The organism is Microbacterium timonense (assembly GCF_900292075.1).
Taxonomy (GTDB): domain Bacteria; phylum Actinomycetota; class Actinomycetes; order Actinomycetales; family Microbacteriaceae; genus Microbacterium; species Microbacterium timonense.
The window spans coordinates 479,753-501,374 of the sequence record NZ_OLMV01000001.1 but is presented as its reverse complement, the minus strand read 5'-3'; the positions used below and the strand labels follow the sequence as shown (position 1 = coordinate 501,374).

The window sequence follows — 21,622 nt, the reverse complement described above, 5'->3', positions numbered from 1 at the left end:
CCGCCTGACACGACAGACGCCCCCGGCGTCGGCCCGTTGGACCGGCTGGTCAGCCGAGACGGGCCGCGCGGGGGCGTCTTCGTGTGCAGCCGCGGCAGCGCCGCGAGGCGCCTTCCGCCTCAGACCGTGGCGAACGCGGCGACGGCGTTGTGTCCGCCGAAACCGAACGAGTTGCTGATCGCGAGGTGCGCCCCGTCGCCGAGCGGCGTCGGAGTGCCCGAGATGCGGAACGGCACGTCCGGGTCCTGCGTGGTCAGGTTGATGGTGGGGGGCGCGACGCGGTCCCGCAGCGCGAGGACCGTGAAGATCGCCTCGAGGGCGCCGGTGCCGCCCAGCAGGTGACCGGTGGACGCCTTCGTCGCCGAGACCGGGATCTCGTCGATGCGGGCGCCGAAGACGGAGCGCAGCGCGGTGTACTCGTTCGGGTCGCCCACCGGAGTGGACGTCGCGTGCGCGTTGATGTGCGTGACGTCGTCGGGAGAGGCATCCGCCATCTCCAGCGCCATGCGGACGGCCCGCGAGGCGCCCAGCCCCTCGGGGTCGTTCGCGGTGATGTGGTACGAGTCAGCGGTGACGCCGCCACCGACGACGGCGGCGTAGATCTTGGCGCCCCGCGCGCGTGCGTGCTCCTCGGTCTCGAGCACCAGGGCACCCGCACCCTCGCCCATGACGAAGCCGTCTCGGTCGATGCTGCAAGGCCGTGAGGCCGTCGCGGGGTCGTCGTTCCGGCGCGACAGTGCCTGCATGGAGGAGAACGCCGCCACCGTGATGGGGTGGATCGCCGACTCCGTGCCGCCGGCGATCACGACGTCGGCATACCCGGCACGGATGTGCTCCACCGCGTTCACGATCGACTCGGTGCTCGACGCACAGGCACTTGCGACGGTGCGCGCGTAGGCGCGCGCGTTGAAGTGCAACGACAGATTCCCCGCCGCTGCATTCGGCATGAGCATGGGGACGGTCATCGGCATGACCCGGCGCGGGCCCTTCTCGCGCAGGGCGTCCCACGCGTCCAGCAGCGTCCAGACACCGCCGATGCCCGTCGCGAAGTCCACGCCGAGGCGCTCCGGGTCGACATCCGGGCTTCCCGCATCAGCCCAGGCCTCGAGGGCCGCGACCATGGCGAACTGCGAAGCGGGGTCCAGGCGCTTGGCGACGGGCCGTTCGAGCACCGTGTCGGGACGCACCTTCGCCTCAGCGGCGAAGGTCACCGGCAGCTGGTACTGCTCGACCCAGTCGTACTCGAGGGTGCGCGCGCCCGAGACGCCGTCCAGCAGCGCGGACCAGCTCTCGGGGGCCGTGCCGCCCAACGGCGATGACGCGCCGATGCCGGTGACGACGATTCGGGAGTTGCTCATGTCGGTGAAAGTCCTCGTGGGTTTGCCGGTGGGGGCCGCAGCCCCCACCGGGGTCTCGCGACGGCGAGCCGGGGTGTGGGGCGCGATGCCCCGATTCGGAACTGCTTACGCCTGGTTCGACGTGATGTAGCTGACGGCGTCGCCGACGGTCTTGAGGTTCTTCACCTCGTCGTCGGGAATGGTGACGCCGAACTTCTCCTCCGCGTTGACGACGATCGTCATCATCGAGATCGAGTCGATGTCGAGGTCGTCGGTGAACGACTTCTCGAGCGCGACCTCGTCGGCCGAGATGCCGGTCTCGTCGGTGATGAGCTCGGCGAGTCCGGCGAGGACCTCTTCGCTGGTGAATGCCATGGGATTCTCCTGTTTCTTGGGGGTTCGAGGACCCGAGCGGGCCGGGTCTCAGTCTAGGGTCGAGGCCCGCGACGTCAGGGCAGCACGACCACCTGCGCGCCGAACACCAGTCCGGCGCCGAAGCCGATCTGCAGGGCCAGTCCGCCGCTGAGCTCGGGGTGCTCCTCCAGGAGCCGGTGCGTGGCAAGGGGGATGGATGCCGCCGACGTGTTCCCGGTGGTCTCGATGTCGCGGCCGATCACCACCGTCTCGGGCAGCTTGAGCTGCTTGGCGAACTCGTCGATGATGCGCATGTTCGCCTGATGCGGCACGAAGGCGGCCAGGTCGGATGCTTCGACGCCGGCCGCTTCGAGCGCCTGGCGCGCCACCTTCACCATCTCCCACACCGCCCAGCGGAACACCGTCGGGCCCTCCTGACGCAGCGTCGGCCACGGAGCCACGCCATCGCGGAACTCGGTCAGCGTGTGGTTCATGCCGACGGCATCCGCCTTCGAACCATCGGAGCCCCAGATGGTGGGACCGATCCCCGCGGCCTCGCTCGGACCGATCACCACGGCGCCGGCTCCGTCGCCGAGGAGGAACGAGATGCTGCGATCGGTGGGGTCCACGATGTCACTGAGCTTCTCGGTGCCGATGACGAGCGCGTAGTGGGCGGCACCGGCACGGATGAGTGCGTCAGCCTGTGCAACGCCGTACGCGAAACCGGCGCACGCGGCGTTGACATCGTATGCGGCGGCCGGGTTGGATCCGACCCGATCGGCGACGATCGCCGAGACCGAGGGGGTCTGCTTCGGATTGCTCACTGTGGCGACGATGACGGCGTCGATCTGCGATGCCGCGACGCCGGACCGTTCGATCGCCTCACGCGCGGCATCCGTCGCGAGATCGATCGCGTCGGTCTCGGGAACGGCACGCGTGCGGGTCACGATCCCCGTGCGCTGCCGGATCCACTCGTCGCTGGAGTCGATCGGCCCGATGAGGTCCTCGTTGGGGACGGCGATCTCACCGCGCGCGGCTCCGTAGGCGTAGATCCGCGTGTGGGCGGCGCCTGTCGGCTGGATCAGGGTGGGGGTCATGCTCTTGCTCCGGTCAGGATTCGACGGCCACCAGCGCGGTGGCGGCGTCCAGGTCGGCGGGGGTCTTGACGGCGACGGCGGGCACGCCGCGCAGTGCACGCTTGGCCAAGCCCACCAGCGTGCCGGCGGGCGAGAGCTCCACGATGCCCGAGACACCGGCGTCGGCGAACGACGTCATGCAGAGGTCCCAGCGCACCGGCGAGGCCACCTGATCCACGAGTAGGGCCACGAAATCGGCACCCGACGTGACGGCCGATCCGTCGCGATTCGTCCACAGCATGACCCGTGGATCGGATGCCGTCACCTCGGCCGCGGCGGCGCGCAGCGCATCGACAGCGGGCGCCATGTACCGGGTGTGGAACGCGCCGGCGACCTGCAGCGGGATGACGCGGGTACCCGGCACCGGGTCGGCGGCGAGAGCCTGCAGCCCATCCAGGGCACCGGCCACGACGAGCTGTCCGCCGCCGTTGTAGTTGGCCGGCGACAGCCCGAGCTCCTCCAGACGTGCGAGCACCGCGGCCTCGTCGCCGCCGATGACGGCGCTCATCCCGGTCTGCGCCGTCGCAGCCGCCTCGGCCATGGCACGGCCGCGGATGCCCACGAGGGTGAGCGCCGCCTGCTCGCTGAGGACGCCCGCCGCCGCGGCGGCGGCGAACTCGCCCACGGAATGGCCGGCGACGCCGCCGATGCCGTCCCGGTCGGGCAGGGCGTTCCATGACAGCAGGCTCGCCGCCACGATGAGCGGCTGAGCGACCTGCGTGTCGCGGATGCGGTCTGCGTCCCACTCGGTGCCGGCGGCGACCAGGTCCACACCGGACCACTCCGAGTACTGCGCCAGCCGATCGGCAGCGCCGTCGGCATCGAGCCACGGGGACAGGAAACCGGGGGACTGGGAGCCCTGCCCGGGGAAGACCGCGATTCTCACCGTTCCATCCTGCCAATCATCGAAAGGGCGATTCTGGCGACACCGTCAAAGAATCGCGCGCGGCTTTGTGCGTGGCCGACATCTTCTGCGGCCGCGCGGTCACACGGGCGCGCGACGGGCGGGCGCCGGACGCCGGCGGGAGGCATCCGTCCCGATCGAGCCCAGCATGAGGGCGGTCTGCAGGATCAGCGCTTCCCGCGGCCCGGTCGCGTCCCACCCGATGACCTCCGAGACGCGCTTGAGGCGGTACCGGACGGTGTTCGGATGCACGAACAGCTCACGGGCCGTGGCCTCGAGCGACCGGCCGTTGTCGAGATAGGCCCACAGTGTGGCGACGAGGTCTGCGCTGTGCCCCTGCAGCGGCCGGTAGATGCGATCGACGAGCGTCGCCTTCGCCAGGGGATCGCCGGCGAGGGCGCGCTCCGGAAGGAGGTCGTCCGCCTCGACCGGACGCGGCGCGTGACGCCACGCGCGGGCGACCGCGAAGCCGGCGAGGGCCGCCCGGGCGCTCTGGCTCGCGTCGACCAGCGCCGGCACGGTCGGGCCGAGCACCAGGTACCCGTTGCCGAACCCCGGCTCCAGCCGCCGTGCGATCTCGGCGAACGGCAGGTCCGCCGCGGCATCGTCCGCTCGTGCGCCCGGCTCCGCGCGCCCGACGACGAGCACCAGGCGCGAACCCTGCACGCCGATCAGCACGTCGACTCCCAGCTTGCGGGCCGTGCGGCGCAGTTGATCCACATCGAACTGCGGGGGAGTCGTGCCGACGAGCACCGCGACCTCACCGTGTCCGTGCCAGCCGAGCGCCGCGATGCGGCTGGGCAGTTCCTCATCGGCCTCGCCGGTGAGGATCGAGTCGACGACCAGCGCTTCCAGCCTCGCGTCCCACAGTCCCCGCGCCTCGGCGGCGCGCGCGTACACGTCGGCGGCGGCGAAGGCCACCTCGCGCGAGTAGAGCAGGATCGCCTCGCGCAGATGCTCACCCTTGCCGGCGACCCGTTCCTCGGTCACCTCCACCGTGACGCGGATGAGCTGCAGCGTCTGCTGGAGGCTGACGCTGCGCAACAGCTCGCGCGGGGCCGCGGCGAAGATATCCGACGCGATCCACGGCGTGGAGTTGGGATCGTCGTACCACTGGATGAACGACGTGATGCCGGCCTGTGCCACCAGCCCGACGGCGGAGCGTCGGGCCGGAGGCATCTCGGCGTACCAGGGCAGCGTCTCCTCGAGTCGCTTGATGGTGACGGTGGCGAGATCACCCGAGATGCGCCGCAGCCACGCGAGCGTCTCGGGCTTGTCCATCACCTCGGCGGACTTGCCCATCCGCGGTTCAGCTCTCGCCGCCCGTGTTCCCGCTCGTTCCCGCCGTGACATCGTGCAGGCGGTACTTGTGGATCGCCTGGGCTGCCAGGCTGCGGTCGACCGCTCCCTCCTGCGCGAGCGCCTGGAGCGTGCGGACCACCACCGAGGGGCCGTCGATCTTGAAGAAGCGGCGCGCGGCGGCACGTGTGTCGGAGAAGCCGAAGCCGTCGGCGCCCAGCGTGGCGAAGTTGTGCTGCACCCACGGGCGGATCTGGTCCTGCACCGCGTGCATGAAGTCGCTCACGGCGATGACCGGGCCGGGTGTTCCCGCCAGCTTCTGCGTGATGTAGGCGGTGCGGGGCTCTTCCTCCGGGTGGAGGAAGTTGTGCTCGTCGGCGGCGAGACCGTCGCGGCGCAGCTCGCTCCAGGAGGTCACCGACCACACGTCGGCGTGCACTCCCCAGTCGTCGCGCAGCAGCTGCTGCGCCTCCAGCGCCCACGGCACGCCGACGCCCGACGCGAGGATCTGCGCGCGCGGCCCGTCGCCCTCGAGCGTGGAGATGCGGTGGATGCCGCGAACGATCCCGTCGACGTCCACACCCTCGGGCTCCGCCGGCTGCACGAGCGGCTCGTTGTAGACGGTGAGGTAGTACATGACGTTCGGGTCGGGATGGTTCCCGCCGTACATGCGCTCCAGACCCGCGCGCACGATGTGGGCGATCTCGTAGCCGTATGCGGGGTCGTACGAGATCGTCGCGGGGTTCGTCGAGGCGAGCAGCTGGGAGTGCCCGTCGGCGTGCTGCAGACCTTCACCGGTGAGCGTGGTGCGACCTGCCGTCGCGCCGATGATGAAGCCGCGGGCCATCTGGTCACCGGCGGCCCACTGGGCGTCGCCGGTGCGCTGGAACCCGAACATCGAGTAGAAGACGTACACCGGGATCAGCGGCTCGCCGTGCGTGGCGTAGGACGTGCCGGCGGCCGTGAACGCGGCGACCGCGCCGGCCTCGTTGATGCCGACGTGCATGATCTGGCCCTGCGGGCTCTCCTTGTACGCCAGGAGCAGCTCGCGGTCGACCGACGTGTAGTTCTGGCCGTGCGGGTTGTAGATCTTCGCGGTGGGGAAGTACGCGTCCATGCCGAACGTGCGTGCCTCGTCCGGGATGATCGGCACGATGCGGTGACCGAAGTCCTTGGCTCGCAGCAGGTCCTTCAGCAGGCGAACGAACGCCATGGTGGTGGCGACCTCCTGGGTGCCGGAGCCCTTCTTCGGAAGCGCATAGGCCTCGTCGCCGGGGAGCTGGATGCCCACGTGGTGCGAGCGGCGCTCCGGCAGGAAGCCCCCGAGCGCGCGTCGGCGCTCGAGCATGTACTGGATCGTCTCGTCCTGCCCGCCCGGGTTGAAGTACGGCGGAAGGTACGGGTTCTCCTCCAGCTGCGCGTCCGAGATCGGGATGCGCATCGAGTCGCGGAAGTACTTGAGGTCCTGCAGGGTCATCTTCTTCATCTGGTGGGTCGCGTTGCGCCCCTCGAAGTGGTGACCGAGCCCGTAGCCCTTGATGGTCTTGGCGAGGATGACCGTGGGCTGACCCTTGTGCTCCGTGGCGGCCTTGTATGCGGCGTACACCTTGCGGTAGTCCAGGCCGCCGCGGCGGAGCTTGCCCCAGATGTCGTCGTCGCTCCAGTCCTTCACGAGCGCCGCGGTGCGCTCGTCGCGCCCGAAGAAGTGCTCGCGGATGAAGGCGCCGTCCTCGGCGCGGTAGGTCTGGAAGTCGCCGTCGGGCGTCGTGTTCATGAGGTGCACGAGGGCGCCGTCGACGTCCTTGGCGAGCAGCTCGTCCCACCCGGAGCCCCACACGACCTTGATGACGTTCCAGCCGGCGCCGCGGAAGAAGCTCTCGAGCTCCTGGATGATCTTGCCGTTGCCGCGCACCGGACCGTCGAGACGCTGCAGGTTGCAGTTGATGACGAAGGTCAGGTTGTCCAGTCCCTCGTTCGCGGCCACCTGGAGCTGGCCGCGGCTTTCCACCTCGTCCATCTCGCCGTCGCCGAGGAACGCCCACACCCGCGAGTTGGAGAGGTCCTTGATGCCGCGGTTGGTGAGGTACTTGTTGGTCATCGCCTGATAGATGGCGTTGATCGGTCCGATGCCCATCGACACCGTCGGGAACTGCCAGTAGTCCGGCATCAGCCGCGGGTGCGGGTACGAGGGCAGCCCGTCGGGCGCCTTCGACTTCTCCTGGCGGAAGCCGTCGAGCTGGGCCTCGCTGAGCCGGCCCTCGAGGAACGAGCGCGCGTAGATGCCAGGCGACGCGTGACCCTGGATGAAGATCTGGTCGCCGCCGGCCGGGTCGTCCAGGCCACGGAAGAAGTGGTTGAAGCCCACCTCGTACAGGGAGGCCGACGAGGCGTACGTGGAGATGTGACCGCCGACGCCGATCCCGGGACGCTGCGCGCGGTGGACGGTGATGGCCGCGTTCCAGCGGATCCACCGCCGGTAGCGGCGCTCCAGCTCCTCGTCGCCGGGGAACTCCGGCTCGTTCTCGGGCGCGATGGTGTTGATGTAGTCCGTGGTGGGAACCTGCGGCACGTCCAGCTGCAGCTCGTGCGAGGTCTGCAGCAGGCTCAGCATGATCTCGCGTCCACGGCCGTGGCCCTTGGCCTGCACGAGCTGCTGGAGGGACTCCTGCCACTCGGAGGTCTCATCGGGATCGCTGTCGAGGGGTTCCTGCGAGTACGGATCCTGATCGTTGACAGTCACAGAAGACCTTTCGTCGTCTGGCAGATCGTGCCAGGGAATCGCTAGCGGAGCGGTGCGGGCTTTGTCAGCCCTGCACAACGCACCATCTGCCAGCCTAGCGAGTTCGGGACGCGACGGACGCACCTCGTAGACTGAGCGCGAGGGGCCTTTAGCTCAGCTGGTAGAGCGCCACGTTTACACCGTGGATGTCGTCGGTTCGATCCCGGCAGGGCCCACTGTCAGAGACCGGGCCTTCAGCGCCGCGGGTCGCCGTCGCTGTCATCCCTGGCGTGGGAGACGACGTGCGGCAGCGCGAAGTCCTCGTAGCCGGGCCGGCCGATCTTCGAGTGGCGATGCGAGTACGCGAAGTAGATCACAAAGCCGATCACGAGCCACACCAGGAAGCGCAGCCACGTCTCCACCGTCAGATTCAGCATCAGGTAGACGCAGATCGCGGCCGACAGCGCAGGCAGCCACGGGTTCAGGGGCACGCGGAAGGTGCGCCGCAGGTCGGGACGCTTGCGGCGCAGCACGATGACGCCGACCGAGACCAGGACGAAGGCCGACAGCGTGCCGATGTTCACCATCTCCTCGAGCAGGCCCACCGGGGTGAAGCCGGCGACAAGCGCGACGATGATCGTCACGAGGATCGAGATCACCCACGGCGTGCGGAACCGCGGGTGCACACGAGCCAGACGGACGGGGAGCAGGTTGTCGCGCGACATGGCGAAGATGATGCGCGTGGCGCCGATCAGAAGCGTCAGCACCACGGTGGTTAGGCCCGCCACCGCGCCCGCCGAGATCAGGGTCGCCATCCAGTCCGCGCCGTGGAACACGAACGCGTTCGCGAGAGCGGCCGCGGGGTCCAGATCCTCGTAGGGCACCATCCCGGTCACCACGAACGAGACGGCGCAGTACAGCAGCGTGCAGATCGCCAGAGAGGCGATGATGCCGATCGGCATGTCGCGCTGCGGGTTCTTCGTCTCCTCGGCGGTGGTCGCGACGACGTCGAAGCCGATGTAGGCGAAGAACACCAGTGCGGCGCCGGCGAAGATCCCGCCGACCCCGAACGCGGTCGGTTCGATGCCGGACAGGAACTGCAGCAGCGGCTGCGTGAGTCCGGTGGCCGCCTCGCGGGGTTGCGCCTCAGGCACGAAGGGAGACCAGTTGGCCGGGTTGACGAACAGCAGCCCCGCCACGATGACGAACAGCACGATGAAGATCTTCACGGCGACCAGCACCAGGTTCACACGTAGCGACTCCTTGATGCCGAACGTCATCAGCCCGCCGAGCACGAGCACGAGCAGGATCGCCATGACGTCCACGACGCCGCCGTATCCGATCACGGCGGGGATGGGGAGACCGAGTTGAGCGAGCAGCGTGCCGAGGTACGCACTCCACCCTTGGGCCACCACACTGGCCCCGAGGAACATCTCGAGGATGAGGTCCCACCCGATGATCCAGGCGAACAGCTCGCCCAGCGAGGAGTACGAGAACGTGTACGCGGACCCCGACACCGGCACGGTCGAGGCGAACTCCGCGTAGCAGAGGGCGGCGAGGGTGCACGCGATCGCCGCGACGACGAAGCTGATCACGATGGCCGGGCCGGCGACCTCGTGGGCCGCGCGCCCGGTCAGCGTGAAGATGCCCGCCCCGATCACCACGCCGATGCCGAAGACCGTCAGGTCCAGCGCGGTGAGGGACTTCTTGAGTCGATATTCCGGTTCGTCGGTGTCGGCGATCGACTGCTCGACGGACTTCGTACGCAGAACGCCCATGGTGCGTGCCTTTCGTCTTCGGAAGGGCAGGTCGTCGAATGGTAACCGCCGCCCGGTCGCGGCGTCGACGCCCCACGGTAGGTTGGTCACGTGAAAGCCAGCCCCGCAGATCAGCGACGCCTCGTCGACGTGGCCCAGCTCGACGCCCGCATCCGCCAGGCAGACAACGCACGGAAGAACCCGCCTCAGGCGGCCCGGGTGCAGGAGCTGCTGGCGCGACGGCAGGAGCTCTCGCAGGAGCTCACGACGCGGCTGGGCGTGCGCGACGACCTGCGCACCGAGTTGTCGCGGATCGAGTCCGACGTCGCCGTCGTCGACGCCCGGGCCGCGCGCGATGCCGAGCGTCTGGCCGCATCGAGCAATCCCAAAGAAGCGCAGGGCCTCGAGAGCGAGCTCGCCGCCCTGGCACGACGCAAGAGCGACCTCGAAGACGCCGAGCTCGGCGTGATGGAGCGCCTGGAGATCGCCGATGCCGCCGTCGCCGAGCAGGAGGCGCTCATCGCGGCCACCAACGCGGAGGGGGCCGAGCTGAGCGCCGAGGGAAAGCGCGCTGTCGCCGAGGCCAACGCCGCGTTCGACGCGGCCACCCGCGACCGTGCCGCGCTGGCCGGGTCGGTCCCGGGGGAGCTCCTCGCCCTCTACGACCGGCTCTCCGTGCGCAGTGCCGGAGCAGCCTTGCTGTGGCGTCGTACGTGCGAGGGGTGCCACATGGTCCTCGCCGGCACCGATCTGAACGCCCTTCGTCAGGCCGCCGAGGACGACGTCGTCACGTGTCCCGAGTGCGGCTGCATCCTGGTCCGCGACGACGAGTCGGGTCTGTGATCCGACCGCCGCGATGACCGGACCGGGGCGGTACCGCTATGGGCGGTTCTGACGCGCCCGCCTGGGTCGTCCTGGGCCGCGAGAACGGAACTGTCACCGCGGTCGCACTGGATGCGGCGGGAGATGAGCTCGGGCGCGAGAGCATCGCCGTATCCGAACTGGTCAGCTGGGTGGCCGACCTCGAGGGGCGCTCCGCCCCTCGGTGGGTCTGGCATGACACCCCCCAGTGGTACGCGGTGCTGATCGACGCGGGAGCACGAGTGGCGCGCTGTCACGACCTGCGCCTGTGCCACGCGATCCTGCGCGACTCCGTGCTCGTTGATCCGTCCGCGCCGGTGAAGGACAGGTCGGCATGGGATGCCGCGGCCCAGGTCGAGACCGACGCCGGCCGCGCGCCGGCGCTGTTCGAGCTCGACGAGTCTGCCGGCGCGGCGGGTCCGCCGGCTGACGTCGAGTCCGCTCTGGCGGAGTTCGCACGCCAACGTGACGCCATCTCCGGCAGCGCCCAGCCGGGACGGCTCCGTCTGCTCACAGCGGCCGAGTCGGCCGGAGCTCTCATCGCGGTGGAGATGCGAGCGGCGGGGCTCCCGTGGGACGCGGTGGAGCACGACCGCATCCTTGTGGAGACGCTGGGCGAGCGACCGCCGGGTGGCGGTCCGCCGGCCAGGCTCGCCGAGTCGGCGGCCCGGGTCCGCGCCGCCCTCGGGGATCCGACGGCGAGCCTGGACTCCCAGCCCAAGCTGCTGCGCGCGCTGCATCGTGTCGGCGTCCTCGTGGAGTCCACGAGTCGGTGGGAGCTGGCCCAGCAGCGACATCCCGTCATCGAGCCGCTGCTCGAGTACAAGAAGCTCTCGCGCCTGCTGTCGGCCAACGGATGGGTCTGGCTGGAGGAATGGGTGGCGGACGGCCGCTTCCGTCCGGTGTTCGTCCCGGGCGGTGTCGTGACGGGCCGATGGGCGTCCTCGGGCGGGGGCGCGCTCCAGCTTCCGCGCCAGTTGAGGCAGGCCGTCCGCGCCGACCCGGGTTGGCGCCTCGTCGTGGCCGATGTCGCCCAGTTGGAGCCTCGCGTGCTGGCCGCGATCTCGCACGACACCGCTCTGGCCGCCGCGGCGCGCGGACGCGACCTCTACACCGGGATCGTCGAGAGCGGTGCGGTGGCGACGCGGCACGAGGCGAAGATCGCGATCCTCGGTGCCATGTACGGCGCGACGACGGGGGAGCCCGGCCGTCTCGTCCCCAGGCTGCGGCGGGCCTACCCCCGCGCCATGGGCCTGGTCGACGACGCGGCGCGCACCGGCGAGGATGGCGGCGTCGTCTCGACGTGGCTCGGGCGCTCGTCACCGCCTCCCTCGGCGGCGTGGTCGGCGGCCCAGTCCCGCGCGACCGAAGCCGAGGCATCCGGGGCCGACGAGACGCGCGCGAGGCGGTGGGCCCGCGATCGCGGTCGCTTCACGCGGAACTTCGTCGTGCAGGGCACGGCCGCCGAATGGGCCCTGGCCTGGCTCGCCGATCTGCGCGGGCGCCTGGCGTCCCTGCCGCCCGTGGACCACGAGCGGGCGGCGCCGCGCTCGGGGATCGCGTTCGCGCGGCGGCCGCACCTGGCCTTCTTCCTGCACGACGAGGTCATCGTGCACACGCCGCAGGAGCATGCGGATGCCGCAGCGCAGGCGGTGACGGATGCGGCGGCGCAGGCCGCGCGGCTGCTGTTCGGCGATTTCCCCCTCGACTTCCGCCTGGACGTGCGGATCGCCGAGACCGCGCTCAAGGAGTGACGGTCGCCGAGCAGCGCCCCTCGACGCTCACCTCCGGGGCGTTCATCAGCGGGGTGTGAACGAACGTGATCGCGTCTGTCGCGTCGCGCGGCACCAGGAAGCGGAACTCCAGTTCGTTGATCTCGGCGGGCGAGAGGTTCACTCGCGCGGTGCTTCCCGCCCGACCGGCGTCGTCTGCCGTCGCCGCGGGGTAGGGCTCACCCTTGACGATCACCTGACCTGCGAACGAGCCCTCGGGCGCGGTGACGGTCACATTCGTGCCGATGTCGCCCTCTCCCACGCCGAACATGCCCCCGCCGGTGACACTGATCGGCAGGGAGGCGACATCCGCCGGGGCGTGGCTGCCCATCGTCACCGTGACGGCGACCTCGGCGAGGCCATCGCTGCGGCACTCCAGCACCCGCGAGCGGATACCGACATCGAGGTATCCCGCCATCTTGCCGCCGGTGGCGTCGTTGAAGTACACGGCGAAGGCGCCCGCGCCCGCGGCATCCTGACGTGCCTTCGGCCCGCCCACGGGCGAGCGTCCCAGCACGTCCTGCTCGTGGGGGTGGGCGCTCCACACCGAGACGCGTCCGTCCGCGACCGGCTGCTCGACGGCACGCAGGAGCGCGAGAGCGTCCAGGGAACCGTCGGCGACGCGGGCGAAGACCGCGTCGCCGGCGCCGGAGAAGAGCGCCGTCTGCTCGTCGGACGACAGCGTGAGGTACGGCTGCACGAGAAGGCTGTCGAGCACGTTGGCGGCGTCGAGCGTCGCTCCGGACGGCAAGGCGACCGGACCGGTCACCGAGAGCAGCGCCTGGAGCACGTACGGGTCCACCGCGATCACCATGTCGGGTCGGTGTCCGGTCAGTGAGGCCCACCAGGCCGATGCCAGCTCACCAGTGACCGCGAAGTCCGGCGCCATCGATGCGTTCTGCACGTACCGGCCGACGCCGTCGCCGTAGAGCGCGCCCGTGGCGGGGGGAACGTCCGCCACGGGCGCCGTCGTGCGCGTGAACTCCGACGAGTTCGCCTGGCGCACCAGCGTCAGACGACCTTGCTCTGCTCGGAGCTCCGCGAAACTGCCCGAGATCCCGCCGCCGGTCCTCAGCTCGGCGGGATTCTGGATCATCACCAGGAGGGACCGTGCGCCGTCGCCTCCGAGTGCGGTCGGGAGGATGCGTGCCGCGCCGGCCGCGACATCAGCGAGCGGCGCGAGGGTGTCGACGGCACCGCGCACCTTGTCGACCCCCTGCCGGACGGGTGCGATCAAGGCGCCCTCGTCGATGGCACGCAGCGCGTCGGCCGAACGTTCCAGCGCGCGTGCCGACTGCTCGATCCGTGCAGACCCGGCCGCGAGCGCGGCGGTGTCCACGAGCGCGCCGTCGGCCGGAGCGTCGAGCCCGTCCGCAGCCTGCAGCACGGCGGGAGCGGTCCGAACCACCCGATCGAGCTCGGTCGCGACGACCCGCACCGCCGTGAGGTTGGGACCGACACCGGGGACGGTCTCGGCGGCTCGCCACAGCGGGTCTCCCGCGGTCGCCGCGGCGCGTTCGGAGTGCGCCGACATGGCCTGGGCCACCTGGGCGAACTGCTCGGGATCGCCCGCGTCCAGCGCAGACCGCGCTTGTTCGGCGAGGGGAACCAGTTCGTCCAGATCGGACTTCACCATCAACGCGCGCACGCCGACCCACGCCGCGCAGGCGATCAGGACCGCGCCGAGCGCGAGCACGCCGAACAGGATCCGGCGGCCCTTGCGGGCCGCCTTCTTGCTCTCCACGGCGGGTCAGCGACGGACAGCGCGTCGCCGGAGCATGATCACGGCACCGATCGCCACAGCCACTCCACCGGCGATCGCGATGGGCAGCACGGCGGCTCCCATCCCGGTCGCGGGCAGGATCGCCGCGGTCGACGGGTTGCCGGGATCGGTGGCGCACTCCGGAGTCGACGGCGGGTACGACAGCGGCACCGCGAGCGAGGGATTGACCTCGATCGTCGCGCTGATGTCACCGCGGGTCCACCGGAAGTTCCCCGACGTCTCGACCCAGGCACCGTTCTCGTAGACCCACCCCGGCCAGCCGGTCGGCTGTCCGGAGGCGCTCACCGACGCGCCGGGCCAGAGGACCCGACCGGCGAGGTGACCGTTGGACAACGTGCCGAGCGGAATCGTCGCGGAGTTGGTGCCGTCGGTCAGCACGAGCCGCGCTGCGGCGTTCGACGTCTGCGCATCGGGATCGATGAGCGTGACGTCGTAGCTGATCCACGGAACGTCGTCCTCGCAGACGCCGACGGCAGTGGACCCCGCCAGCGACGGCGTCGCCGGATTGGTCGGTGTGTAATCGTCGGTCTCGGCCTGAGCCGCAGCCGGCGCACCCAGCGCAACGACCCCGGCGACCGTGAGCGCGACAAAGAAAGATCGCTTCACAATTGCCTCCCCAGTAGGCGTGTACGACCCAACTCCCCAGGAGGGTCGTAAGGGAGACTCTACTCCATCGCCCGGCGCGCTGACAGCATCCCCAGGTGAGCACTGCCTGTGGATCGCCTAAGCTTCTGCCAGCGAATGGGTCGGCTGGACGGTCGCGTCGCGGGCGGTTCGCCGCCGCGCGCCGAGGAACGTCCGGGCTCCACAGGGCAGGGCGGTGGGTAACACCCACCCGGAGCGATCCGCGAGACAGTGCCACAGAGAGCAGACCGCCTCGGCCTCGGCCGGGGTAAGGGTGAAAGGGCGGTGTAAGAGACCACCGGGGTCGTGGTGACACGACCCGCACGGCAAACCTCGCCCGGAGCAAGGCCAGACAGGGGATGACGACGCGGCCCGCCGAGTCCCCGGGTAGGCCGCTGGAGCGGCACGGCAACGTGTCGCCGAGAGAGATGACCGTCCACGGGGCGTGAGCCCCCGGACAGAACCCGGCGTACAGGCCGGCCCATTCGCCTCCCTGTGCCTCCGCGTCAGTCGCGTGCGAGCGCGGCGGCGCCGATGATGCCCGCGTTGTTGCGGTGCACGGCGGGCACGATCGGCGTCTTCAGGTCCAGCAGGTGCAAGAACTTGTCGGAGTGCTTCGACACGCCGCCGCCGACGACGAACAGGTCGGGGCTGAAGAGGAACTCGATGTGGCTGTAGTACCACTGCAGCCGCTGCGCCCACTTCTCCCACGTCAGCTCGTCACGCTCCATCGCCGAGTACGCGGCATAGGCCTCGGCATCCTTTCCGTGCTTGGCGCGTTGCACGTGCCCGAGCTCGGAGTTCGGGATCAGCACCCCGTTGTACAGCAGCGCCGAGCCGATGCCGGTGCCGAGCGTGGTCAGGATGGTCAGGCCGCGCTGGTCCTTCGCCGCGCCGTAGCGCATCTCGGCGACACCGGCGACGTCCGCGTCGTTGGCGAAGTGGATGTCGCGGCCGAGGCCGTCCTCGAAGAACTTCTCGGCCTCGAAGCCGATCCACTCGTCCGAGACGTTCGCAGCCGACAGCGTCCGGCCGTTCTTCACGATGGCTGGGAAGGCGACACCGAGGGGCACCGTCTGGTCGTCCTCGACCTGGAGCGTCTTCAGTACCTCCGTGACCGCCGCCAGCACGTCCGGCGGGTGGGCGCCCTCGGGGGTGGCGACCTTGACGCGATCGCTGATGAGCTCTCCCCGTTCCAGGTCCACGATCCCCGCTTTGATGCCGGTGCCGCCGATGTCCACGCCGACGGCACGTGTCGCCTCAGATGCCATGCCCACAGCCTAGCCAGGCGCGCACAGGGCGCCGCGCAGCGCCGGCTCACTAGGATCGAGCTGCGGGGACCAGGTCCCGCCATCCGAGGAGTGCGCGATGACGAGCGGCAACGACAAGTACTGGTACAACCTCAAGACCGGCCAGGTCGAGAAGGGCTTCGAATCGCCCGCTCCCGACCGCGCCGGTCCCTTCGACACACCCGAGGAGGCGGCGAAGGCCCCCGAGGTCATCCGCGAGCGTTCCCGTGCGTGGGCCGAAGAGGAAGCACGTGAGGACGGCTGGGGCGGCGACTCCGTGTCAGGACAGACCCGCGACGACCAGTAGTCTGGCTTCGCCCGCGTCCGCGTGGACGGCTGGGGCGGACCGGGCACCGGAGAGGACGCGATGGACAAGCAGCGTGACTTCGTTCTGAGGACCATCGAAGAGCGAGGCGTCAAGTTCGTACGGCTGTGGTTCACGGATGTGATCGGCACCCTCAAGTCCGTCGCGATCGCGCCCGCCGAGGTGGAGGGCGCATTCAGCGAGGGTCTCGGCTTCGACGGGTCCGCCATCGAGGGCCTGACGCGCTCGTACGAGTCGGATCTGCTGGCACATCCCGATCCCACGACGTTCCAGATCCTGCCCTGGCGGGGCGAGATCGACCCGACCGCGCGCATGTTCTGCGACATCACGACGCCCGATGGGCAGCCGGCCGTCGCAGACCCGCGCCATGTGCTCAAGCGCACGCTGGCGAAGGCCGCCGATGCGGGCTTCACGTTCTACACGCACCCCGAGATCGAGTTCTATCTCCTCAAGTCGTCCGCGTTCGGCGCCGAGGGGCCCGAGCCGGTCGATTCCGCGGGGTACTTCGACAACGTCCCCGGCGGCACGGCACACGACTTCCGGCGCCGCTCGGTCCGCATGCTGGAGGACCTGGGGATCTCCGTGGAGTTCAGTCACCATGAGGGTGGCCCCGGTCAGAACGAGATCGACCTGCGCTACGCCGACGCGCTCACGACGGCCGACAACATCATGACCTTCCGTACGGTCATCAAGGAGGTGGCCATCGAGCAGGGCGTGTACGCGACCTTCATGCCCAAGCCGATGACCGGACAGCCCGGCAGCGGCATGCACACCCACATGTCGCTGTTCGAAGGCGACGTCAACGCCTTCTACGAAGAGGGCGCCCAGTATCAGCTGTCGAAGGTCGGGCGGCAGTTCATCGCGGGCCTCCTGCGCCACGCCAACGAGATCTCGGCGGTGACCAACCAGTTCGTGAACTCGTACAAGCGCCTGTGGGGCGGCGACGAGGCGCCGAGCTTCATCTGCTGGGGTCACAACAACCGCTCGGCCCTGGTACGCGTGCCGCTCTACAAGCCCAACAAGGGCCAGTCCTCCCGGGTGGAGTACCGTGCGCTGGATTCAGCTGCCAACCCGTACCTGTCGTATGCCCTCATGCTCGCCGCGGGGCTCAAGGGCATCGAGAACGAGTACGAGCTGCCCGCCGAGGCCGAAGACAACGTGTGGTCGCTGACCGACGCCGAGCGGCGGGCCCTGGGGTACGCGCCGCTGCCGGCGAGCCTTGATCACGCGCTCGAATACATGGAGGAGTCGGAGCTGGTCGCCGAGACTCTGGGCGAGCAGGTGTTCAACTACGTCCTCCTCAACAAGCGGCGCGAGTGGCAGGAATACCGATCGCAGGTCACGCCGTTCGAGCTCAAGAGCAACCTCGAGATGCTCTGAGACCTCACCGTATGTCCGCGAGCGAAAGGCCGGGTTCCCTCACCCCTCTCGCACGGCTGGGATTCAGCCGCCTCGCGGAGGCCGAGGCGCTGCTGGACGAGCTGACGGGGCTCATCGCTGCGCCGCGGGATGCCGTGCTCCAGGGTGCGTCGTCTGCGGCCGATCCCGATGAGGCGCTGGTGGCGCTGACGCGCCTCGCCCGGCGCGACGCCGCCGCCGTCCGGCGGGCCGAAGACGCCACCGCGGCGTGGCGCGCAGTGTGGGCGCTGCTGGGCGCCTCGAGCGGGTTCGGCGAGTTCTTCCTGCGCCACCCGGCCGAACTCGACGAGCTCGGCGACGCAGGCGCGCGGCTTCCCACGGCCGACGAGCTGCGGGAGGCGCTGCTGGAATCCGTCGGTGCGACCGACGGATTCGCAGCGGACGGCGGGGAGGCCGCGTGGGTGGCGCTGCGCATCCGGTACCGCCGGATGCTCGCCCGCATCGCCGCCTACGACCTGCTGAGCGCCTCACCGGTCGACGAGGTCGCGGCCGTCTCCGCGGCGCTCGCGGATGCCGCAGGGGCGGCACTGGAGGCGTCGCTGGCGGTCGCCCGCACCCGCGTCTCGGGCGGTGCCGTCGGTGCCGGCCTCTTCCCGCGCGAGGACGTCGCGCGCACCGAGCTCGCGATCATCGGAATGGGCAAGACCGGTGCGCGGGAGCTGAACTACGTCAGCGACGTCGACGTGATCTTCGTCGCGGGCGCCGCGAGCGATGCCGTTGACGAGCTGGGGGAGAGCCGCGTCGTCGACATCGCGACACGGCTGGCTGTGCAGACGATGCGCGGCATCTCGGGGATGGAGATCGAACCGCCGCTCTGGGAGGTGGATGCGAACCTGCGCCCTGAGGGCAAGCAGGGGGCGCTCGTGCGCACCCTGGACTCGCACCTGGCCTACTACGACCGGTGGGCCAAGAGCTGGGAGTTCCAGGCACTGCTGAAGGCGCGGCCCATCGCCGGCGACGCTGCGCTGGGCCAGGCCTACATCGACGCGGTCCAGCCCAAGGTGTGGACCAGCGCCGCACGCGAGAATTTCGTCGACAGCGTGCAGCGCATGCGCGAGCGCGTCACCGAGCACATCCCGGCCGGCGACGTGCCGTACCAGCTGAAGCTCGGCCCTGGCGGTATCCGCGACATCGAGTTCACGGTGCAGCTCCTGCAGCTCGTGCACGGATTGTCCGACGACCGGATCCGCCAGCGAGGCACTCTCGACGCGCTGGACGCACTCGTCGCGGAGGGCTACATCGGCCGGGCCGAGGCATCCGCCTTCTCACGCGACTACCGTGTGCTGCGCCTGCTCGAGCATCGCGTGCAGCTGCGGCAGCTGCGTCGCACGCACCTCATGCCGGCGCGGCCAGAAGACCTGCGGGTGCTCGCGCGGGCGACCGGCCTGGCCGACACCGGGGAGGGCGTGTGGGACCTGTGGGAGTCGGTGAAGCGCGAGGTGCGCGACATCCACGTGCGGCTGTTCTACCGGCCGTTGCTGTCGGCGGTCGCCTCGCTCCCTGCCGATGAGCGCGTGCTGTCCACCGAACAGGCCCACGACCGCCTGGCCGCGATCGGCTTCGCCGACCCCGCGGGCGCGCTGCGCCACATCGCGGCGCTGACGACCGGCCTCAGCCGGAAGGCCACCATCCAGCGGCACCTCATGCCCGTGATGATCCGCTGGTTCGCCGACGGGGTGGATCCCGACTACGGACTGCTGGCCTTCCGCCGCCTGAGCGAACGGCTCGGCGACACCCACTGGTTCCTGCGCATGCTCCGCGACTCGTCCGGTGCCGCGGAGAGTCTGTCCCGCGTGCTCTCGGGCTCTCGCTACGTCGGCGAGCTCATCGAGTGGACACCGGAGTCGGCCGCCTGGCTCGACGACCCCGAGCTGCTGCGCCCGCGATCGGGTGCGGCGCTGCAGCAGGAGGCCCGCGCCATCCAGACGCGGCATGACACCGTGGCCGACGCGATGCGCGCGGTGCGCGCGCTGCGCCGTCGGGAGCAGCTGCGCCTGGCGATGGCGGCGATCCTCGGGGCGGTGACCATCGAGGAGGTGGCCGAGGCGCTGACGACGATCACCGAGGTGACGATCCAGGCGACACTGCGCGCGGTGCGGCGTGACATCGTCCCCGAGGAGGACTCCGCACTGGACTTCTCGGTGATCGCGATGGGGCGCTTCGGGGGAAGCGAGCTCGGCTTCGGCTCCGACGCCGACGTCATGTACGTGTACCGTGCGAACGGCGTGGATCCGCAACGCGCCCACGAGCTCGCGCTCCGGCTGGTCGCGGCACTGCGCACGCACTCGGAAGACCATCGCGTTCCGCTGGAGCTCGACGCCGATCTGCGACCCGAGGGACGCAACGGCCCGCTGGCTCGGTCGCTGGAGGCGTACGCCGAGTACTACCGGCGCTGGGCTCAGCCGTGGGAGGCACAGGCGCTGCTGCGTGCGCGCGGCGTGGCCGGGAGCGTGAAGCTGATCCATGACTTCATCGAGCTGGCCGACCAGGTGCGGTACCCGCCGACCATCGACGCGACCGCGGTGCGGGAGATCAAGCGGATCAAGGCGCGCGTGGAGAGCGAGCGTCTGCCTCAAGGGGTGGATCCGTCCCGCCACCTCAAGCTCGGTCCGGGTTCCCTCAGCGACGTGGAGTGGCTCGTGCAGCTGCTGCAGCTGCAGCACGCCCATGCCGTCCCGGGCATGCGCACGACGTCGACTCTGGATGCACTGCGCGCGGCTGAGTCGGCCGGTCTCATTCCGACCAGCGCCGTCGAACGCCTGGCGGCGGCGTGGCGCCTGGCCAGCCGTCTGAGGTCAGCGAACACGCTCCTGTCGGGTCAGACGAGCGACGTGCTCCCGGTGGACCGGAAGAAGCTCGACGGCATCGGTCGGCTGCTCGAGTACCCTCCGCGCTCGGCGACACAGGTCGAGGAGGACTACCTCGGCACCACGCGGCGCGCGCGGCGCGTCTTCTCGAAGCTCTTCTACGGCTGAGCGTCGGTGCCCACGGTCTCGCCCAGCCAGTCGATCGTCGTCTGCAGGGCGTCCTGAGCGTCGGGCAGGTCCAGGTGGAACTGGTACTCGTGCGGCAGCGCGGGGGAGTGGTCGGCGGCCCAGAACTTCTCCGTCACCGGCACGCCGGCGTCGCGCAGGCGCTGCGACATGGGGATCGACTGCAGCCAGGTGAGCCCATCGGCGTTGCCGCCGCTGATGTAGGTCGGCGGGAAGTCGGCGGTGACGAAGTCGATCGTCGACATCGTCGCGCCCTCGTAGCCGGCTGACCAGCTCTTGGTGCCGGTGTACGCCCAGAGCGCGATCTGGAAGCCCCACGCGACGATCCCGTCGAGCTCTGCCATGGCGGGCATGTCGTAGACGCCGCAGTTCAGGATGACGCCCGACAGCTGCGAGGACTCGAGCGCAGGGTCGATCCCCATGAGCCTCGCGTAGCGGTCGTTCGTGGTCAGCACCGCCAACTGGCTGGCCAGCTGCGCGCCGGCCGAATCGCCCGCGAGCACGATGTGATCCGGATCGATGCCGAGGTCGGCCGCATTGTCGTCGAGATATGCCAGCGCCTCGTTCAACTGCACGACGGCCGTGGGGTACGTGCCCTCCGGACCGAGCTCGTAGTTCAGACCGACGGTGGTGTAGCCCTCGGCCGCGAGAATGCGCAGGTAAGGGTCGACGTTGGCGGAGGAGCCGGAGATCCACGCGCCGCCGTGCACCCACACGATCGTCGGGAGGGGCCCTTCGGCTCCCTGCGGACGGAACACGTCGAATGTGGTCGTCTCATCTCCCGCAGCGCCGTACTCCAGGCCGAGCTGCTCCTCGACGGGCGCCGACGGCTGGTGTCGCTCCATCTCCGCGGCCGTCTCGTCCCCGCCCCGCTCGAACACCGAGCGGATCAGCATCGCGGACGGCCACGGCGTGATGGCACCGACGACGAGCACCACGATGATCAGGCCGGTGAGCACCAGCAGGGTGTAGCCGGCGATGCGCAGACCGCGTCGGCCGTGCCGAGTAGGGGCATCCTGATTCATGCGTCCTCCGGAATAGGTCCCTGTC

At 70.1% G+C, this 21,622-nt stretch carries 16 protein-coding genes, 1 tRNA gene and 1 other RNA gene; 7 read left to right on the top strand and 11 right to left on the bottom strand.

All coding sequences use genetic code 11. The annotated features are described in order from the left end of the window. Positions 1–119: 119 nt before the first annotated feature. The 6 genes from C9992_RS02430 to aceE all read right to left on the bottom strand — a co-directional run bounded on the left by C9992_RS02430 (position 120) and on the right by aceE (position 7,770). The gene (locus C9992_RS02430) at positions 120–1,358 is read right to left on the bottom strand and encodes a beta-ketoacyl-[acyl-carrier-protein] synthase family protein (protein ID WP_106813989.1); all 1,239 of its coding nucleotides are present in this window, start codon (positions 1,356–1,358) and stop codon (positions 120–122) included. Positions 1,359–1,463: 105 nt separating this feature from the next. Beyond that, positions 1,464–1,712, bottom strand: a complete 249-nt coding sequence (locus tag C9992_RS02425; RefSeq protein ID WP_106813988.1) for an acyl carrier protein — start codon at positions 1,710–1,712, stop codon at positions 1,464–1,466. Between the two features lie 74 nt (positions 1,713–1,786). Beyond that, positions 1,787–2,788 carry a beta-ketoacyl-ACP synthase III gene (locus tag C9992_RS02420; protein ID WP_106813987.1) on the bottom strand — a complete coding sequence of 334 codons (1,002 nt, stop codon included), beginning with the start codon at positions 2,786–2,788 and terminating at the stop codon, positions 1,787–1,789. 13 nt (positions 2,789–2,801) lie between these two features. Next, positions 2,802–3,713 carry an ACP S-malonyltransferase gene (locus C9992_RS02415; RefSeq protein ID WP_106813986.1) on the bottom strand — a complete coding sequence of 304 codons (912 nt, stop codon included), beginning with the start codon at positions 3,711–3,713 and terminating at the stop codon, positions 2,802–2,804. 99 nt (positions 3,714–3,812) lie between these two features. Then, on the bottom strand, positions 3,813–5,033 hold the full coding sequence (locus C9992_RS02410) for a PucR family transcriptional regulator (RefSeq protein ID WP_106813985.1): 1,221 nt from the start codon (positions 5,031–5,033) through the stop codon (positions 3,813–3,815). 7 nt (positions 5,034–5,040) lie between these two features. Beyond that, positions 5,041–7,770 carry a pyruvate dehydrogenase (acetyl-transferring), homodimeric type gene (aceE, locus tag C9992_RS02405; protein WP_106813984.1) on the bottom strand — a complete coding sequence of 910 codons (2,730 nt, stop codon included), beginning with the start codon at positions 7,768–7,770 and terminating at the stop codon, positions 5,041–5,043. Positions 7,771–7,912: 142 nt separating this feature from the next. On the opposite strand from aceE, the gene C9992_RS02400 reads away from it, so the two are divergent. Then, a tRNA-Val gene (locus C9992_RS02400) sits at positions 7,913–7,985 on the top strand. Between the two features lie 18 nt (positions 7,986–8,003). On the opposite strand, the gene C9992_RS02395 is transcribed toward C9992_RS02400, so the two are convergent. Then, a complete protein-coding gene (locus C9992_RS02395) occupies positions 8,004–9,527 on the bottom strand; it encodes an amino acid permease (RefSeq protein ID WP_106813983.1) in 1,524 nt (507 codons plus the stop codon). 90 nt (positions 9,528–9,617) lie between these two features. On the opposite strand from C9992_RS02395, the gene C9992_RS02390 reads away from it, so the two are divergent. Both C9992_RS02390 and C9992_RS02385 read left to right on the top strand, forming a co-directional pair. Next, positions 9,618–10,349 (top strand): zinc ribbon domain-containing protein, encoded by a 732-nt coding sequence (locus C9992_RS02390; RefSeq protein WP_106813982.1) that lies wholly within the window; start codon positions 9,618–9,620, stop codon positions 10,347–10,349. 38 nt (positions 10,350–10,387) lie between these two features. Beyond that, the gene (locus tag C9992_RS02385) at positions 10,388–12,121 is read left to right on the top strand and encodes a bifunctional 3'-5' exonuclease/DNA polymerase (protein ID WP_106813981.1); all 1,734 of its coding nucleotides are present in this window, start codon (positions 10,388–10,390) and stop codon (positions 12,119–12,121) included. Here the strand turns inward: C9992_RS02385 and C9992_RS02380 are convergent. Both C9992_RS02380 and C9992_RS02375 read right to left on the bottom strand, forming a co-directional pair. Next, the gene (locus C9992_RS02380; protein ID WP_106813980.1) at positions 12,111–13,883 is read right to left on the bottom strand and encodes a DUF4012 domain-containing protein; all 1,773 of its coding nucleotides are present in this window, start codon (positions 13,881–13,883) and stop codon (positions 12,111–12,113) included. The two genes, C9992_RS02385 and C9992_RS02380, sit on opposite strands and share 11 nt — an antisense overlap. Positions 13,884–13,889: 6 nt before the next feature. Continuing rightward, the gene (locus C9992_RS02375; protein WP_106813979.1) at positions 13,890–14,528 is read right to left on the bottom strand and encodes an LPXTG cell wall anchor domain-containing protein; all 639 of its coding nucleotides are present in this window, start codon (positions 14,526–14,528) and stop codon (positions 13,890–13,892) included. A gap of 136 nt (positions 14,529–14,664) precedes the next feature. Here C9992_RS02375 and rnpB point away from each other — a divergent pair. Further along, positions 14,665–15,034: RNase P RNA component class A (rnpB, locus tag C9992_RS02370), an RNA gene on the top strand. Positions 15,035–15,052: 18 nt separating this feature from the next. Here the strand turns inward: rnpB and ppgK are convergent. Beyond that, entirely contained in the window at positions 15,053–15,817 is a 765-nt protein-coding gene (gene ppgK, locus C9992_RS02365) for a polyphosphate--glucose phosphotransferase (RefSeq protein WP_106813978.1), read from the bottom strand. Between the two features lie 97 nt (positions 15,818–15,914). On the opposite strand from ppgK, the gene C9992_RS02360 reads away from it, so the two are divergent. The 3 genes from C9992_RS02360 to C9992_RS02350 are packed head-to-tail and all read left to right on the top strand — an operon-like array spanning position 15,915 to position 20,554. Beyond that, positions 15,915–16,142, top strand: a complete 228-nt coding sequence (locus tag C9992_RS02360; protein WP_106813977.1) for a hypothetical protein — start codon at positions 15,915–15,917, stop codon at positions 16,140–16,142. A 60-nt stretch (positions 16,143–16,202) separates the two neighbouring features. Then, a complete protein-coding gene (glnA, locus tag C9992_RS02355) occupies positions 16,203–17,540 on the top strand; it encodes a type I glutamate--ammonia ligase (protein ID WP_106814593.1) in 1,338 nt (445 codons plus the stop codon). 11 nt (positions 17,541–17,551) lie between these two features. Then, positions 17,552–20,554 (top strand): bifunctional [glutamine synthetase] adenylyltransferase/[glutamine synthetase]-adenylyl-L-tyrosine phosphorylase, encoded by a 3,003-nt coding sequence (locus C9992_RS02350; protein WP_106813976.1) that lies wholly within the window; start codon positions 17,552–17,554, stop codon positions 20,552–20,554. Here the strand turns inward: C9992_RS02350 and C9992_RS02345 are convergent. After that, the gene (locus C9992_RS02345) at positions 20,545–21,597 is read right to left on the bottom strand and encodes an alpha/beta hydrolase (RefSeq protein ID WP_106813975.1); all 1,053 of its coding nucleotides are present in this window, start codon (positions 21,595–21,597) and stop codon (positions 20,545–20,547) included. The two genes, C9992_RS02350 and C9992_RS02345, sit on opposite strands and share 10 nt — an antisense overlap. Between the last annotated feature and the right edge of the window lie 25 nt (positions 21,598–21,622).

Excerpts from the sequence above, each read along its gene's own strand:
- C9992_RS02430 (WP_106813989.1), bottom strand. The coding sequence starts at position 1,358 with ATGAGCAACTCCCGAATCGTCGTCACCGGCATCGGCGCGTCATCGCCG.
- C9992_RS02425 (WP_106813988.1), bottom strand. The coding sequence starts at position 1,712 with ATGGCATTCACCAGCGAAGAGGTCCTCGCCGGACTCGCCGAGCTCATC.
- C9992_RS02420 (WP_106813987.1), bottom strand. The coding sequence starts at position 2,788 with ATGACCCCCACCCTGATCCAGCCGACAGGCGCCGCCCACACGCGGATC.
- C9992_RS02410 (WP_106813985.1), bottom strand. The coding sequence starts at position 5,033 with ATGGGCAAGTCCGCCGAGGTGATGGACAAGCCCGAGACGCTCGCGTGG.
- C9992_RS02395 (WP_106813983.1), bottom strand. The coding sequence starts at position 9,527 with ATGGGCGTTCTGCGTACGAAGTCCGTCGAGCAGTCGATCGCCGACACC.
- C9992_RS02385 (WP_106813981.1), top strand. The coding sequence starts at position 10,388 with ATGGGCGGTTCTGACGCGCCCGCCTGGGTCGTCCTGGGCCGCGAGAAC.
- ppgK (WP_106813978.1), bottom strand. The coding sequence starts at position 15,817 with ATGGCATCTGAGGCGACACGTGCCGTCGGCGTGGACATCGGCGGCACC.
- C9992_RS02360 (WP_106813977.1), top strand. The coding sequence starts at position 15,915 with ATGACGAGCGGCAACGACAAGTACTGGTACAACCTCAAGACCGGCCAG.
- glnA (WP_106814593.1), top strand. The coding sequence starts at position 16,203 with ATGGACAAGCAGCGTGACTTCGTTCTGAGGACCATCGAAGAGCGAGGC.
- C9992_RS02350 (WP_106813976.1), top strand. The coding sequence starts at position 17,552 with ATGTCCGCGAGCGAAAGGCCGGGTTCCCTCACCCCTCTCGCACGGCTG.
- C9992_RS02345 (WP_106813975.1), bottom strand. The coding sequence starts at position 21,597 with ATGAATCAGGATGCCCCTACTCGGCACGGCCGACGCGGTCTGCGCATC.